The sequence below is a fragment of the Candidatus Sulfotelmatobacter sp. genome (assembly GCA_035504415.1).
GTDB lineage: Bacteria > Vulcanimicrobiota > Vulcanimicrobiia > Vulcanimicrobiales > Vulcanimicrobiaceae > Vulcanimicrobium.
In genome coordinates, this window is sequence record DATJRY010000011.1 from 50869 (window position 1) to 65261 (window position 14393).

A 14393-nucleotide genomic window follows, 5' to 3' on the forward strand; every position below is an offset into this window, starting at 1 on the left:
CCTCCGTCGGGTACTCGCGCAACGGAGGTATTCTCGTTCCATGACACCCACCACGCTGTTTCGCTCCGCCGCCGTCGCCGCGCTCGTTCCGTTGCTGGCCGCGCCGGCACTCGCGCAGAGCATGAGCATGGGCGCCTACGGTTACGCGCCCGTGCACGCCGATCCCGCCTGGCACGTGAACCTGACGAACGCGTCCGGCAAGCTCGTCAACGTCTCCCCCGTCGCGGCGCGCGTTCGTTTCGCCGACGGCCGTTCGCGCATCTTCGAGATCTCGCACGGTCAGTACGAGCGCCTGCGCTCGATGCGCGGCGCTTGGATCTCGTTCGACGTCCGGCACGACGTGCTGCGCGACGTCAACGACATGGCCTGAGCGCCGGCACGCGGGCTAGGACGGCAACGCTCCCGGCCCGCTCTCCGCGGCAGGCAGCTCGGTCAGCTCGCGCCGCGTCGCCAGGTACTCCTTGGCCTTGCCGACCTCGTCGCCCAAGGCGTCGACCGTCTTTTCCATCGAGGAGAGCGCGCGAATGCGGTAGTCGCTCATCGAGTCGATCGTCGCCCGCACGTTGGCGAACGCCTCTTTGAGCTTCTCGACGTCGATGGTCGCGTTGGTCGCGCCCTCTTGAATGCGCCCGGCATTGGTCTTGAGCATCTGCGAGGTCGAGACGATCAGGTTCGAGGTCGTCGACTGGAGGGCGCTGATCTGGTCGAGCACGAGCTTCTGGTTGGCGACGGCTTGGGCGGTGATGACCGCGGTGCGCAGCGCCGCGACGGTCGTCGTCGTCGCGCGGTCGACGCCTTTGACCAGCTCGGCGTTGTTGCGCTTGATCAGGTCGAGCGCCATGTAGCCCTGGACGTTGACGGCCAGCTGCGTCGCGATGTCCTGCTGCTTCTGGCGCGCGGTGAACAGGATCTCTTCTTGCAGCGCGCGGGCGCGTTCGGGATCGCTCGCCTGCAGCGCCGCGACTTCCTGGTCGACCGCGTCGCCGATCGCGCGCGCCAGGTAGCCCGCCTTCTCCAGCTCGCCCATCAGCGACCACATCGTCGCCTTCTCGGTCTCGATCGAGGCGTTGTCGCGCAGCAGCTCGTCCTTGCCGTGGCGCAGGCTCTCGATGATCGCGTTGAGGTGCGTCTGCGAGGACTCGTAGCCGCGGAAATAGTCGCGCAGCTTGTTGCCGAACGGGATGACGCCGAGCAGCTTCTTGGCGCCGAACAGGTCGCCGCGGGCCGAGGGGTCGAGCTTCTCGACGGTGCCGCGCAAGTCGAGCAGCGTCTTGGCGACCGGCGAGCCTTCCGCCAGCGTCGCCATCGCGCGGGTCGGCCGATCGATCAGCCGGTTCGAGACGTTGGCGGAGCGCGCGATGTCGGCGTTCGCCAGCGACTCGAGCGATTGCAGCTGCGCGCGATACGCGGCGCTGCGCGGATCGAGCCGCGCGACCTCGCGCGCGATCTCCTGCGCCTGCGCGTCGAGCGTGGCGCGCTCGTCGGTCGGCACCGGCACCTTGCCGATGGCGTCGGCCGGCGCGACCGCCGCGACGGGCTCGGGCGCCGTGAGCATCGGGGGCTGCAACGCGTCGTCGGACAAGAACCGCTCCTCTACTGGTCGTTGACGTTCAGGATCTTGCGCTGCCCGCCCAAGACGCGGTCGTACGTGCTGGTCATGTCGTATCCTTCGCTGCCGCGTCCCTCGCCCTCGCCGCCCATGCCGAACATCCCGAGGACCCCCTCGACCGCGCCCTCGGCTCCGCGCTCCGCCAGCGCGTCGCCGATCAGCCCGCCGAACAAGTCCCCCAGCCACGACATGGCGCTAGTCGTTCAACCCGACTTGGAAGGTCAGCGGGACGGTCTTGGGCTCGCCGCGCTTCTCGACCGAGGTGCCGATGGCCATGAACTCGATGACGTGCGGGCTCCAGATGTGCGTCTTCTCGACGATTTGCATGCCGATGATGCCGTCGGCACCGTGCGACTCCGCCTCGCCCTGCATCCGCCCCATCGCCAGCTCGCGCGCGTCGTAGATCGCCTCGGTGTAGTTCTGCAGCTCGATGTTGTTGCCCAGCGTGCGCATCGCTTGGGCGAAGCCCTGGTGCGCGATGTGGTAGACGCAGTTGCCCAGCACCAGCTCGCGCGGGACATAGCCCGTCGAGGTGACCAGCTTGTAGAAGTCCTGCACGCTGAAGTCCGAGGTGAAGGGCTTGTTGTCGCGCGTGCGCCACGGCTTCTCGGACGCCGGTCCTTTGACGGCGGTGCCGATGGCGGTGAACTCGAGCGCGTTCTCGGCCCAGGCATAGCCGCCGACCTCGAGCCGCACGCCGACGACGCCGTCGGCGCCGAGCACGTCCGCCTCTTCTTCCATGCGCGTCATCGCCAACTCGCGCGCCTCGTACAGCGCGGCGGTCAGGTACTCGAGCTCCTGGTTCTGGTAGAAGTTCGCGTACTGGATGCCGACGTGATAGATCGAGCTGCCCAGCACCAGACCCAGCGCGCTCCACCCCATCTGCTCGAGCAGCACGAACTCCGAGACGGACAGGTCGCTGGTGAACAGCGGCTGACCGCCCTCGCCGCGCATGCGCCGCAGGCGCGAGATCGCGTCGAGCGGGACGCCGCCCTGCGTGGTGCGCACGGTCGACTGCTGCTGCTGGTTGCGTCCGAAGAAACCCATCGTGTCTCCCTAAAAGAAGCGGGTGAGCGTTTCGCGCGCGCTGCGATCGCGCTCGGCGTAGTCGCTGAGATCTTGCATCAGGCCCGCGATCCACTCGCCGACCTCGGCGGTGACGGTCTTGTTCTTGATGCCGCGCAAGAATCGGGTGACGGTCGCCTCGACGCCGCCGTAGGCGGTCCGGGCGAGCGCGTAGCGCAGCATGTCGTCGCGACGCGGGACGTCGAGCGCGACCGCGTCGACCGGACCGCGCCCGAGGAAGCCGCTCCGGTGGACGGAGACGATCGCCGGGAAGCGCCGCGCGACCTCGCCGGCGACGTTCTCGATGAGCGCGACCGGACTCGAGCCGGCGTCGGCCTGCAAGCGGTCGAACATCCGCCGGACCAGGATCGCCGGCGGCGCGGTGCCGGCGGCGACCGCCTCGACGGCCGACGCGTCCGGCAACGTCTCGAGCGCGCCGAAGCGCTCGGTGAGGAACGCGCCGTTGGCCGAGAGCTGTGTTTCCGCGCTCTCGCTGAGCGTCGCCAGCCGCTGCGCCGTCGCTCGCTCGAGCAGCCGCAGCTGGTCGACCAGCATCGCCTGCGCGGTCGCGTCGCGCCGCGCCGGCGGGATGTCCGTGTATGCCCGCAGGGTGTCGGGGAGATAGCGGCGCTCGGTCTCGCGCAGCGCGTAGGCCGCCTCGTCGGCGCCGCCCTGCGCCAGCAGCGGCTCGGCCTGGGCCAGCAGACCCTCGATCCGCGCCACCAAGGTCTCGGCCTCCGCCGGCAAGCCGTCCACGTCGCGCATTACCAGCGGCCCTTCCCGATGTTGCAGCCGAAGCCGCTTGCTCGGGCCGTCCCGGCCTGCTACCATTCCATCGCGCGGGCGGCCGACTGTCTCGGCGCGCTCGCCAGCACGCGTTCCGAGGGAGTTGACGCAGCATGGGTCCCATTCCGCCGTACGGCCCCGCCATCACCCAAGCCGCCCAGAGCGGTGACCTCGCTCAAATGCAGGCGACCGCCAACGCGGCGCGCATCGCCATCGCCCGGTGCGGCGGTGAAACGCTGAACTTCGGCGGCGCTCAGGGTACGGGCAGCGTCGAGTTCGTTGCATGCACCCCCGATCAGGTCGCCGACGTCGCGGCCGCCCTCAAGACGCTCGAAGACGCGATCGCCAAGGCCGAAGCCGCGCAGCAGAGCTCGTGAGCGCGGGCGCGCTGCGGCCGAACCGGTTCCTGACCGAGCTCGACCGTACCGCGCACCATCCCGTCCACGTCGTCTGGGAGATCACGCTGGCCTGCGACCTCAAGTGCGGCCACTGCGGCTCCCGCGCCGGCGCGCGCCGCCCCGACGAGCTCTCCACCCAGGAGTGCCTCGAGGTCGTCGACGCGCTGGCGGCGCTGGGGACGCGCGAGGTGACGCTGATCGGCGGCGAGGCGTACCTGCGGCGCGACTTCGCCGCGATCATCGCCGCCGTCACCGCGGCCGGGATGCAGTGCACGCTGCAGAGCGGCGGGCGTAACCTGACCGACGAGCGCATCGCCGATGCGGTCGCGGCCGGATTGACCTCGGCCGGCATCTCGCTCGACGGGCTGCGACCGCTGCACGACCAGCTGCGCGGTGTCCCCGGCTCGTTCGACGCCGCGGTCGGGGCGTTACGGCGGCTGAGCGCGAGCGGCGTGCGCACCAGCGTCAACACGCAGATCTCCGCGCCGGTGCTCGACCAGCTCGAGGCGCTGCTCGAGGTGATCGTCGCGAGCGGCGCGACGCACTGGCAACTGCAGCTCACCGTCCCGATGGGGCGCGCCAGCGACCACCCGCAGCTGATCCTGCAGCCCTATCAGATGCTGGCGGTCATGCCGCAGATCGCCGCGCTGTTCCGGCGCGCACGCGAGCGCGGCGTGCTGGTGCAGATCGGCAACAACATCGGCTACTTCGGTCCGCACGAAGGGATGCTGCGCGGCTACGGCGTCGAGACCGAGCACTACGGCGGGTGCCTGGCCGGCGACAACACGATGGGGATCGAGGCCGACGGCGCGATCAAGGGCTGTCCTTCGCTGCCGACGGCGTCGTACGTCGGCGGCAACGTGCGCGAGCTGGACCTCACGGCGATCTGGTGGGAGACCCCGGAGCTCTCGTTCGCGCGCGAACGGCGGGTCGAGCAGCGGGGCTTCTGCCGCAGCTGCTACTACACCGACGTCTGCCGCGGCGGCTGCACGTGGATGGCGCACAGCCTGTTCGAGCAGCCCGGTGACAACCCGTTCTGTCACCATCGTGCGCTCGAGCTCGACCGGCAAGGGTTGCGCGAGCGCATCGAGCAGACGCGGTCCGCACCCGGCACCTCGTTCGACCACGGCGCGTTCGCGCTCGTGCTCGAGACCAGCGCGGGGCAACCGTGTGACGCCGACGCCGTCGACCGCACGCCGCGCGATCCGGCCGCCGAGCGGGACACGCTGATCGTCTGCTACGGGTGCCGCCGCCACGTCTTCGCCGGCACGACGACCTGTCCGTTCTGCGCCGGCGACGTCGCCGCGGCCGCGCGGCAGCACGAGGACGACCTCGACGCGGCGCGCCGCGCGGCAGCCGCGCTGCGTGCCGTCCTCCAAAGCTGAGGCGCCGCCGCCGCGGCCTTGCGGTCCGCGGCGGCGTTCCAGGCTCGACGAAACGACGGTCGCGGCGCCGCAGTCCTAGCGTCGCGGCCGTGGTTTCATCGCCCCGGTCCTTCGAGCGTACGGGACGCCGCCTACGCGGCGCTTACGCGCGTGCCTGGGCGAGAGCGATCAGCGAGCGAAGACGCGGTCCAGGCCGTACAGGGCCAGCGCGTCGCGCAAGGCCTGCGTCGTCGCGTTGATCGCGATCGCGCCGCCGACCTCGCGCAGCCGGCGCAGACTGGCGATCAGCGCGGAGACGATTGCCGTCGGCAGATGCTCGCCGTGCAAATCGATCACCAGCTCTTTGCTGCGATCGCGGCGCGCCAAGAACGCGCCGACGGCGGCTTCGAGATCGGTGGCGGCGTCCGGACTGTCGACGGACAGCCAGATGCGGGGCAATTCTTGCGGCAGTTCTCGCGTCATCGCTCTTTCTCTACAACGCACCCGGCCGCACGATCGTAACCGCTGGGACTAACGAAGCGCTTACGGCGGCAGCGGGTGCGATCCACGTCATACCGGCGCGAGCGCGCGCGGCCCGGTCGTGGGTACGGCGGACGCGTCGAGCACGCCGGCCGGCGTCAAGCGCACGTCGGTCGGCAACTCGGCGAACGCGTAGACGGCGACGCCTGGCGCGGTTCGCGCGAGAAACTCGGCCAACAGCGGACGTAGCGGCGCGGTGACGACGATCGCGTGCGGCGCGGCGGCCGGATCGGCCAGGTAGGCGGCGACGCGCTCGCGCACGTGCAGGGCGGTCGCGGGATCGGGCGCGAGCCCACCGTCGGGCGACCACATCTTGGCCAGCTCCGCCTCGAAGGCGGGGGCCAGGATCAACGGCCGGATGGCACGCACGCCGTCGCGGCGCAACTGCTGCGGGATCACGACCCGGCGCGCGGCCTCGGCCAGCTCGCGCGGATCGCGCGCGGCCGGCGCGGCGTCGACGAACGCTTCGAACACGCCGATCGGATCGCGGGGCCACGCGCGCTCGCGCAGCAGGTGGCAAAAGGCGCGGTGCGCGAGGCCGACCGGGAGCAGGTCGGTGCCGACGTCCTTCACCAGCGTCGGCACCGCAGCGCGCAGGTACTCGAGCAGCGTCTGGAACTCTTGGCGGCCGACGAGCTCGGCGGCGTAGGCGCGCGCCAGCTCCGCCAGGTGCGAGCCGATGATCGAGATCGCGTCGAACGCGAGCGCACCCGCCGCTTCCGCCTGCGCGCGCGCGGGCGGCGCGATCCACCGAGCCGACAATCCGTACACCGGCTCGGTGGTCGGCTCACCGGCGATCCGGGCCAGCGCTTCGGGCGCGCCGACCGCGATGAGCCGATCGAGGCGAACCGTCCCTTCGCCCGCGACCCGGTCGCGCACGCGAATCGCATAGGTGTGCGGATCGCGCAGCGGATCGTCGCGCAGCCGCACGCCGGGGATGACGATGCCGATCTCCGCCGCCAGCGCGCGGCGCACGTCGCCGACCCGGTCGAGCAGCGCCTCGGCGTTGGGAGCGGCGAGCAGCGGGTAGAGCTCGGCGCCGACTTCGATCGCCAGCGCGTCGACGCCGACCAGCCCGAAAGCCGTCTCCGGCCGCCGGACCGCTTCGCGGCGCGCGCGCTCGCGCGCCGCGGCCTCCTCGCCGGCGGCGCGCCGTTTCGCCCGCTCGGCCAGCGACGCGCCGCCCAGCGCGACCAGCCCCAGCGTCGCGAACAGCGCGGCCGGAAAGGCCGGCACGAAGGCCAGCGCCAGCACGAGCAGCGCCGCGACGCGCAGCACGTCGGGGCGCGCGAGCAGCTGCGCGGCGAGATCGACGCCGAGCGCGCCTTCGCCCGCGACGCGCGTCACCAGCAGCCCCATCGCGGTCGAGATCAAGAAGGCCGGCAAGGTGGTGAGCAGCGCGTTGCCGATCGAGAGGATCGCGAAGGTCTGGATCGCGTCGAGCGGCGCCATCCCGTGGTAGACGGCCCCGACCAGCACGCCGCCGAGCAGGTTGAGCACGACGATGACCAGCGCCGCGATCGCATCGCCCTTGACGAACTTCCCCGCGCCGTCCATCGCCGCGTAGAAATCGGCCTCGCGCTGGACGCGGGCGCGTTTGCGGCGCGCGCCCTCGGCGTCGAGCACGCCCGCGTGCAGGTCGGCGTCGATCGCCATCTGCTTGCCCGGCATCGCGTCGAGCGTGAAGCGCGCGCAGACTTCGGCGACGCGCTGCGCGCCGCTCGCGATGACGACGAACTGGATGGTGACCAGGATCGCGAACACGATCAGCCCGACGACGACGTTGCCGCTCACCACGAACGCGCCGAACGCGGGGATCAGCGCGCCGACGCCGTTGGGCTCGTGCCCGTGGGTGAGGATCAGCCGGGTCGCGCTGACGTCGAGCGCCAGCCGGAAGAGCGTGGCCAGCAACAGCGAGGGCGCGAAGGCCGAGAACTCGAGCGGCTCCTCGACCCGCAGGCCGAGCAGCAGCACCAGCGCCGAGCCGAACACGTTGAGCGCCAACAGCACGTCGAGCAGCGGCGGCGGAAGCGGCACGACCAGGATCGCGACGACGCACAGCACCGCCAGCGCGAAGGCGGTCGTCAACCGCGCGCTCACGCCAGCAGCCCTGCGCGGGCGAGTGCGGCGACGATCTGCGCGACCGCGACGTACGTGTCCGGCGGAATCGGGCGGCCGTTCTCGCCCGCACGGTACAAGAGGCGCGCCAAGGCGACGTCTTCGATCACCGGGATATCGTGCTGCCGCGCGAGCGCACGCACGCGCAGCGCGACCTCGTCGAGCGCGCGCACGAGGATCTCGGGCACCGGGACGGCCGGCGGCGCGTAGCGCAGCGCGACCGCCACGTGAGTCGGATTGGCGACCACGAACGACGCCTCGGCGACCCGCGAGATCGAGCCGCGCACCAGGGCCCGGTGCGCGCTCTTCCGGCGCGCCCGCGCGTGCGGATCGCCTTCGTTCTCCTTGGCGTCGCGCCGCGCTTCGTCGGCCGACATGCGCAAGCCGGCGCGCCAGCGCCGCCGCACTAGCGCATAGTCGGCCAGCGCGAACGCCGCGCCCACGCAGAGCGCCGCTCCGCACGCGCGCAACGCCGCGCCGGCGACCAGCGCGGCCCCCGCGGCGGGCGAGCCGAGCGTCGTTCCGGCCGCCAGCACCTCGCGCACCAGCGGCACCAGTGCGATCAAAGCCAGCGCGAGCGCGGCCAGCGCGCGGGCGCCGGCCACCGCCGCCTCGGCGCCGAGCATCCGTTTGAGCCCCGCCGCGGGCGAGAGCCGTTTGACGTCGAGGTGCGGCGCGGTGACGTGCAGCCCGCCGCCCTGCAGAACGCCGGCGCCGGTGCCCGCAACGGCAGCCGCCAGCGCCGGCGTCATCGCGGCGCACGCGAGGACCAGCAGGGCCCGTGGCGGACCGCCGAGCGGCGCGCGAGCCGCGTGCGCGAACGCCGCGACGACCGCGGACGCCGCGAGCGGAACCGCGCCGGCGGCGGCCAGCGTCGCGCCGGCGAAGGCGGCGACCGTGCTCACCTCGTACGAGCGCGCGACGTTGCCCTCGCGCTTGGCGCGCGCGATGCGCGAGGGCGTGGCCGCGTGCTGTCGATCGCTCACGGCGCGCTCCAGGGGACGACGAGCCACGGCCGCGCGCCGAGCGGTGCGAGCAACGGCACCAACACGACCGCGACCAGCAACGCGGCGCCGAAGACGACCGGAAACGCCAGCGTGAAGCTGGCCAGGCGCGGCACAACCCGCGTCACCGCCGCCAGCGCCAGCTGCAGCGCCGCGGCGATCGCGATCGCCGGCGCCGCGATGGCAAAGGCGGCACGCAGCGTCGTCGCCGGTAACGCGAGCGCGAAGCGCAGCCACGCATCCGGCGCGACGATCGCTCCGGCGCGCACGTGCGCGAACGATCCGGCGAACGCGTCGACGACCGGCACCCAGCCGTCGAGCAGGACGAACGCGGCCAGGAAGCCGTACGACCACAGGCGCCCGAAGGCTTGCGAGCTGGTCACGCTCGCGTTGGGGACGCTGCCGTGCACGCCGAGATAGTCGTCGATCGTCCGTCCCGCGAAGTAGGCCGCGTCGTACAGGAGCGAGGCGCCGAACCCGATCGCCGCGCCGAGGGCGAAGTCACCGACGATCGCCAGCGTGAACGCCGCCAAGTCGAGCCGGCCGACCGGCACGACGTGCGGCGCGACCACCAGCGCCAGCGCGAACGCCATCCCGGCCCGCACCATCGGCGGCACCGACGGATGCGAGAACGCCGGCGCGCGCGCCACCATCCCGGCCGCGCGTGCGAACACCAACAGCCCGGTCTGCGTCATCCGCGGGCGAGCAGCGGCATGCGCGCCACGACCTCGTTGAACAGCTGCGCGCACAGCCCGAGCCCGAAGCGTCCGAACAGCGCCAGCACGACGCCGACCGCGACGACCTTCGGCAGCAGCGTCAGCGTCTGTTCCTGAACCTGCGTCGCCGCCTGCAGCACCGCGACCGTCGCGCCGACGGCGGTCGCGGTGACGAGCACCGGCAAGACCAGCAGCGCCGTCACCACCAGCGCGTCCCGCAAGAGCGCATCGAACGTCTCCACGCGACGCAGACTACACGCGCGATGTTACCGCCGCGTGTCCGCGGTGCTACGGCGCTACGGTCACCAGGCGCGCCGAGCGGCGAGGACCGCCGAGACGACGGCGCGCGTCGCGGGCGAGCGGTTGAGCGTGTAGAAGTGCGCGCCGGGGGCGCCGCGCGCCAGCAGATCGGCGACTTGCAGCGTCGCGTACGCGACGCCGAGGTCGATGACGGCCTGCGGATCGTCGCGGCGCGCTTCCAGCTCGGCGCGCAGGCTGGGCGGGATCGTCGCGCCGCACTGCCGCGTGAAGCGGTCGATCTGATCGTAGTTGGTGATCGGCATGATTCCCGGTAGGATTGGGACGCGAATGCCCCACTGCCGCGCGCGCTCGACGAACTCGAAAAAGCGCGCGTTGTCGAAGAACAGCTGGGTGACCAGGAACTCGGCCCCGGCGCGCACCTTGGCCGAGAGCGCCGCCAGATCGGCGTCCAGGCTGGCGGCCTCGGGGTGCTTCTCCGGATAGCACGCGCCCCCGACGCACAGCGCGAACTCGGACTTCACCAGCGTCACCAGGTCCGCGCTGGTCCGCAGGCCGTTCTCGGCCGGCACGAAGGTCGTGCTGCCGCGCGGCGGATCGCCGCGCAGCGCGAGCACGTTCTCGATCCCCCCGCGACGCAGATCGCCCAGCACGCCCCGCAGCTCGTCGACCGAGGCCCCGACGCAGGTCAGGTGCGCCAAGACGTCCAGTCCGCTCTCGGCGCGCAGCCGTTTGGCCAGGTCGACGGTCCGCGCCCGGGTCGACCCGCCCGCCCCGTACGTGATGGAGACGAAGCCGGGGTCGAGCGGCCGCAGGGCCGCGATCGTCGCCGCCAGGGCGTCTTCGGCCGCGTCGTCCCGCGGCGGAAAGAACTCGAACGAGAAAAACGGCCGCCGGGTCCCCAGCTTCTCGGCTATGCGCACGCCAGCGGGCGTTGTCCGTTCCGCCCAAGATTCCGGCACACCCGAGTCCAACGAGTCGCATTCGACCCTTCGTGGACATTCAACGAAGCGCAGTTCGCCGTCCTCAGTCCGCCTCTGTCAGCGAAAGCTCTGGACGACGCCGGTGCAGACCAGCGCCCAGCCGTCGACCATCACGAACAGGAGCAGCTTGCAGGGCAGCGCGATCACCGGCGGGCTGAGCATCACCATGCCCAGGCCCATGAGAATCGCCGCGACGGCCAGGTCGATCGCGACGAACGGCAGATAGAGCGCGACGCCGATGGCGAACGCCGAGCGCAGCTCGCCCACGACGAACGCCGGGATGAGCACCGTCAGCGGCACGTTCGCGGCCGGGGTCGCGTGCGGTTGACGCGCCAGCTCGGCGAACACCGCCAGATCGCGCGATTTCGTTTGCCGCAGCATGAACGCGCGCAGCGGCGAGGAGGCACGCCCGAGGAACGCCGATTGCGTGAGACGACCGGCCGCGTACGGGCGGATCGCGTCGCGTTCGATCGCGCTGAAGGTCGGCGTCATGATGACGCAGGTCAGCACCAGCGCCAGGCCGGTCAGCACGGTGTTGGGCGGCAGCGTCGCCGCGCCGAGCGCCGAACGCACGATGCCAAGCACGACGACGATTCGCACGAACGAGGTCGAGAGCACCAGCACGAACGGCGCGACCGAGAGCAGCGTCAGCGCCGCGAGCACGTCGAGCGGCAACGTGCTGTGCGCGTGGTGCGCGATCTGCAAGACGGCGTCCATGTGCCGATCGTGCGCCGCCGACGCGAACGCGACGTGTCCGCCGCGTTACGACGCGGTTACCGATGCTTCTCCTTGGCGCCGTTCTGAACGGAGAGCTCCCAGCGGTACCCGTCGGGATCGTGGAACCACAAACCCAGGTGCGGCGAGCCGGGGCCTTCGGGGCCGATCTCGTCGCCGGGATCCTCGAGCTTCACGCCCCCTGCCCGAAGCGCGTCGAGCGCCGTGTGCAGCGCCGTCATGGTCGGCAGATGGAACGACATGTGACCGAACGTTCCGGGATGGGGGACGCCGCGGTGCAGCGCGATCGTGACGGCGTCGTTACTGATCGCCACGCCCTGGTCGAACCGGAAGATCTCCTCGAGGTCGAAATGCTCCGTCCACCACGCCGCGCTGGCGTCCGGATCGCGCACGGCCAACCCGAAGTGGCCGACCTGCCCCAGCTTCACTCGCATGCCGGGCATCGTACCCGAGGGGCTCGGGGCTTACGGTTTTTCGATCAGCTCGGTGACGCGGACGCCGAAGTTGTCGTCGATCGCCACGACCTCGCCGCGGGCGACGAGCCGGTCGTTGACCAGCAGGTCGACGGGTCCGCCGGCCAAGCGGTCGAGCTCGACGATCGAGCCCGTCCCCAGCTTGAGGATGTCCCGGACCAGCATCTTGCACGTGCCAAGCTCCGCCGTCACCTTCAGCGGCACGTTCATGAGGAGATCGAGATTCTTGGCGGACTCGGACATGATCACGAGGGGACTCCCGAAACGACGCTGTTGACGAGGAAAGCCGCACGCACCCCGAGGTTACCTGGCTCCCCGAAGGCGCAACGTCGCCCTTCGATGTTCAAGCATGCCGGAGCACCGACCTTGGTGTCCAGCTTCACGATCGAACCCGGCCGAATCTTCACGAAGTCCGCCGCGTCCAACGACCCGCGCGCGAACTCGATCCGCGCTTCCACGGTCACCGAGGCGAGCGCGTCGGCGGTCAACGCGCCGCTCGGCCCGGGGTCGGGCAACTCGCGGACGATCCCGACCCCGAGGAGCAACGGGACCGGTGCCGCGACCCGGACGTCGACGTACGCGACGCAGGCCGGGACCTCGTGCGCGGCGATCGCGCGCGGGGGGCCGACCCGCTCCGCACAGAGCGGCTCGCAGGCCGGCGCGCAGCGCCCGGCGATCCGTTCGAGCGCGTGCAGCTCGAGCGCCGAACAGGCCTCGTCCGGGGCCGCCTCGATCTCTCCGAAGGCGCGGCGAACCAGCCGACGCGCGTCACGCTGCGGCAACACCAGCACGACGTCGGTTTGGCGACCGCGCATGAGAAATAGACACGCCTCGCGCGCCAGCTGTGTCCAGGTCGCGGCGTCGAGCGCGGCCGGCTCGCCGAGCTCGAGCTCGCAGCGCTCACCGAACAGCTCGCGCAACGTCTCGCGCACGCCGTTGGCGACCAGGCACGCGGCTTCGAGCGGGATCGAGCAGCGGCGGACGAAGCGCGCGCGGCGCACCCCGCGCGTCGGCGCGGTGAACGCCAGCTCGGCGATCACTTGACCAGATCCAGCGTGGTCTTCTGCAGCCCGGCGCGCGTGCGCACGACCGCACCCAGCGCTTCGAACGCGCGATACGCCTCGTCGAGCTTCGCGACCCCTTCGAGCAGGTCGACGCTGCCGGCGCCGCGGCGATACGGTGCCAACGCCGCGAAGCCGCCGTCGCCGGGCGTGCCCAGGTGCGGGACGACGCCCGGCGGCGCGGCGCTGCGCGCGCCCTCGCGGCGCAGCGGCTGCGTTCCGGCCGGGAAGCGCGCCAGCGCGACGCGGCCGAGGACGACGCGTTCGCGCCGGCGCACGCCGGTGCGCGGATCGACCGCCAGGCGCGTATAGGCGAAGGTCCCGTCCGGCCCGACCTGCGCATCGGTCGTACGGCCGAGGATACGATCGGTGTCGGGCAGACGCAACGGAACGGGAACGGCGGCACGGGCGCTGCCGCCCGGATACCCGAGCACCGCCGCGCCGTCGGCGGTGCGCAACACGCCGTCCTCGACGTGCAACGCCCCCGCGCGGCTGTAGGCGCGCGTTCCGTCGGCATCGGTGACGACCAGCCATGCCTGCTCGGGCAGCGCGACGCTGAGCGGATCGGCGGCCGGCAACGTGCGCTCGGGACCGCGCACGTCGTCGAGCGGCTGCGCGCCGGGGCGGAACGCCTCGCGCAAGTCGTGGACGCGCGCGGCGATGCGCGCCAGCGCTTCGGACGGTGCCGGATCGATCACGGCTCGACCTCGCACCGCACGCCCCGCGCCGCCAACGCGAAGCGCGCTTGCGCGAGCGCGCGCTCGACCCGCGCTCGCAGCGGCGGCGCGCACACGGCCACCACGCGCGTGCACGTTCCGTCGCTACGCAGCAGCACGTGGACGCGACCCTCGCCGGTGCGCACCGCGAAGCTGGCCGGCAAGCCGCGGCGCACGCGCCGCGCGATCGCGCGCTGGAGCCGCCGCGCGAGCTCGCTCTGCGGCACGCGTCGCTCGGCGAGGTGCGCGGTCCGCTCCGGCTGCGGGACGCGAGCCCGCGGCGGCACGATCCCGGCGCGCGCGGCGGCGGCGTGGGCCGCCGGCTCACCGGCGAGCCGACTCGGCGGCAGCGGCGGCGCGTCGGGGCGGCCCCGGCGGACGGACGCCTGCGGCGCGCGCCCGTCCCCGCCGGCCAGCCGCAACGCGCTGTACCAGGCTTCGGAGAGCGCGCGGCGATCGGTCAGCGCGAGCTGCGTCGCGACGAGCGAGAGCGGAACGGTCTGCGGCATACGGTCGAACCTCCGCCGCGAGCATGACGCCGGGCGGTGTCGACGATGTTGCCGGTGT

19 protein-coding genes are annotated in these 14393 nt (G+C 72.1%); 3 read left to right on the forward strand and 16 right to left on the reverse strand.

All coding sequences use genetic code 11. From position 1 onward, the window contains the following. The first annotated feature begins 40 nt into the window (after window positions 1-40). A complete protein-coding gene (locus tag VMD91_06625; GenBank protein HTW83720.1) occupies window positions 41-370 on the forward strand; it encodes a hypothetical protein in 330 nt (109 codons plus the stop codon). Between the two features lie 15 nt (window positions 371-385). Here VMD91_06625 and VMD91_06630 read toward each other — a convergent pair whose 3' ends face one another. From VMD91_06630 to VMD91_06645, 4 genes are read right to left on the reverse strand one after another with little or no spacing between them, the layout of a single operon-like run. Beyond that, a complete protein-coding gene (locus VMD91_06630) occupies window positions 386-1582 on the reverse strand; it encodes a toxic anion resistance protein (protein HTW83721.1) in 1197 nt (398 codons plus the stop codon). Window positions 1583-1593: 11 nt separating this feature from the next. Beyond that, window positions 1594-1800 (reverse strand): hypothetical protein, encoded by a 207-nt coding sequence (locus VMD91_06635; GenBank protein ID HTW83722.1) that lies wholly within the window; start codon window positions 1798-1800, stop codon window positions 1594-1596. Window positions 1801-1804: 4 nt separating this feature from the next. Beyond that, on the reverse strand, window positions 1805-2656 hold the full coding sequence (locus VMD91_06640) for a heavy metal-binding domain-containing protein (GenBank protein HTW83723.1): 852 nt from the start codon (window positions 2654-2656) through the stop codon (window positions 1805-1807). A gap of 9 nt (window positions 2657-2665) precedes the next feature. After that, window positions 2666-3439, reverse strand: coding sequence for a hypothetical protein (locus VMD91_06645; protein ID HTW83724.1), 774 nt, complete (start codon window positions 3437-3439; stop codon window positions 2666-2668). A gap of 134 nt (window positions 3440-3573) precedes the next feature. On the opposite strand from VMD91_06645, the gene VMD91_06650 reads away from it, so the two are divergent. Both VMD91_06650 and VMD91_06655 read left to right on the forward strand, forming a co-directional pair. Continuing rightward, a complete protein-coding gene (locus tag VMD91_06650; protein ID HTW83725.1) occupies window positions 3574-3837 on the forward strand; it encodes a DUF1843 domain-containing protein in 264 nt (87 codons plus the stop codon). Beyond that, window positions 3834-5243: a radical SAM protein gene (locus VMD91_06655; GenBank protein HTW83726.1), complete on the forward strand. Its 1410-nt coding sequence runs from the start codon at window positions 3834-3836 to the stop codon at window positions 5241-5243. Before VMD91_06650 ends, VMD91_06655 begins: the two co-directional genes overlap by 4 nt. 168 nt (window positions 5244-5411) lie before the next feature. Here the strand turns inward: VMD91_06655 and VMD91_06660 are convergent, their stop codons facing one another. From VMD91_06660 to VMD91_06715, 12 genes are all read right to left on the reverse strand, one after another. Continuing rightward, window positions 5412-5705: a hypothetical protein gene (locus VMD91_06660; protein ID HTW83727.1), complete on the reverse strand. Its 294-nt coding sequence runs from the start codon at window positions 5703-5705 to the stop codon at window positions 5412-5414. A gap of 87 nt (window positions 5706-5792) precedes the next feature. Then, window positions 5793-7862 carry a flagellar biosynthesis protein FlhA gene (locus VMD91_06665; protein ID HTW83728.1) on the reverse strand — a complete coding sequence of 690 codons (2070 nt, stop codon included), beginning with the start codon at window positions 7860-7862 and terminating at the stop codon, window positions 5793-5795. After that, complete coding sequence (locus VMD91_06670; GenBank protein HTW83729.1) at window positions 7859-8866, reverse strand: EscU/YscU/HrcU family type III secretion system export apparatus switch protein; 1008 nt, start codon at window positions 8864-8866, stop codon at window positions 7859-7861. Before VMD91_06670 ends, VMD91_06665 begins: the two co-directional genes overlap by 4 nt. Next, a complete protein-coding gene (locus VMD91_06675) occupies window positions 8863-9579 on the reverse strand; it encodes a flagellar biosynthetic protein FliR (protein ID HTW83730.1) in 717 nt (238 codons plus the stop codon). Before VMD91_06675 ends, VMD91_06670 begins: the two co-directional genes overlap by 4 nt. After that, entirely contained in the window at window positions 9576-9842 is a 267-nt protein-coding gene (locus VMD91_06680; GenBank protein ID HTW83731.1) for a flagellar biosynthetic protein FliQ, read from the reverse strand. The genes VMD91_06675 and VMD91_06680 overlap by 4 nt, the downstream gene beginning before the upstream one ends. A 60-nt stretch (window positions 9843-9902) precedes the next feature. Further along, entirely contained in the window at window positions 9903-10781 is an 879-nt protein-coding gene (gene metF / locus VMD91_06685) for a methylenetetrahydrofolate reductase [NAD(P)H] (GenBank protein HTW83732.1), read from the reverse strand. A 117-nt stretch (window positions 10782-10898) separates the two neighbouring features. Next, window positions 10899-11558, reverse strand: coding sequence for a flagellar type III secretion system pore protein FliP (gene fliP, locus VMD91_06690; protein HTW83733.1), 660 nt, complete (start codon window positions 11556-11558; stop codon window positions 10899-10901). Between the two features lie 56 nt (window positions 11559-11614). After that, a complete protein-coding gene (locus VMD91_06695) occupies window positions 11615-12010 on the reverse strand; it encodes a VOC family protein (protein ID HTW83734.1) in 396 nt (131 codons plus the stop codon). Between the two features lie 30 nt (window positions 12011-12040). After that, window positions 12041-12292: a flagellar motor switch protein FliN gene (gene fliN, locus VMD91_06700; protein HTW83735.1), complete on the reverse strand. Its 252-nt coding sequence runs from the start codon at window positions 12290-12292 to the stop codon at window positions 12041-12043. Window positions 12293-12294: 2 nt separating this feature from the next. Next, the gene (locus tag VMD91_06705; protein HTW83736.1) at window positions 12295-13089 is read right to left on the reverse strand and encodes a FliM/FliN family flagellar motor C-terminal domain-containing protein; all 795 of its coding nucleotides are present in this window, start codon (window positions 13087-13089) and stop codon (window positions 12295-12297) included. Next, window positions 13086-13808: a hypothetical protein gene (locus tag VMD91_06710; protein HTW83737.1), complete on the reverse strand. Its 723-nt coding sequence runs from the start codon at window positions 13806-13808 to the stop codon at window positions 13086-13088. The genes VMD91_06705 and VMD91_06710 overlap by 4 nt, the downstream gene beginning before the upstream one ends. Then, window positions 13805-14335, reverse strand: coding sequence for a hypothetical protein (locus VMD91_06715; protein ID HTW83738.1), 531 nt, complete (start codon window positions 14333-14335; stop codon window positions 13805-13807). Before VMD91_06715 ends, VMD91_06710 begins: the two co-directional genes overlap by 4 nt. Window positions 14336-14393: the final 58 nt, after the last annotated feature.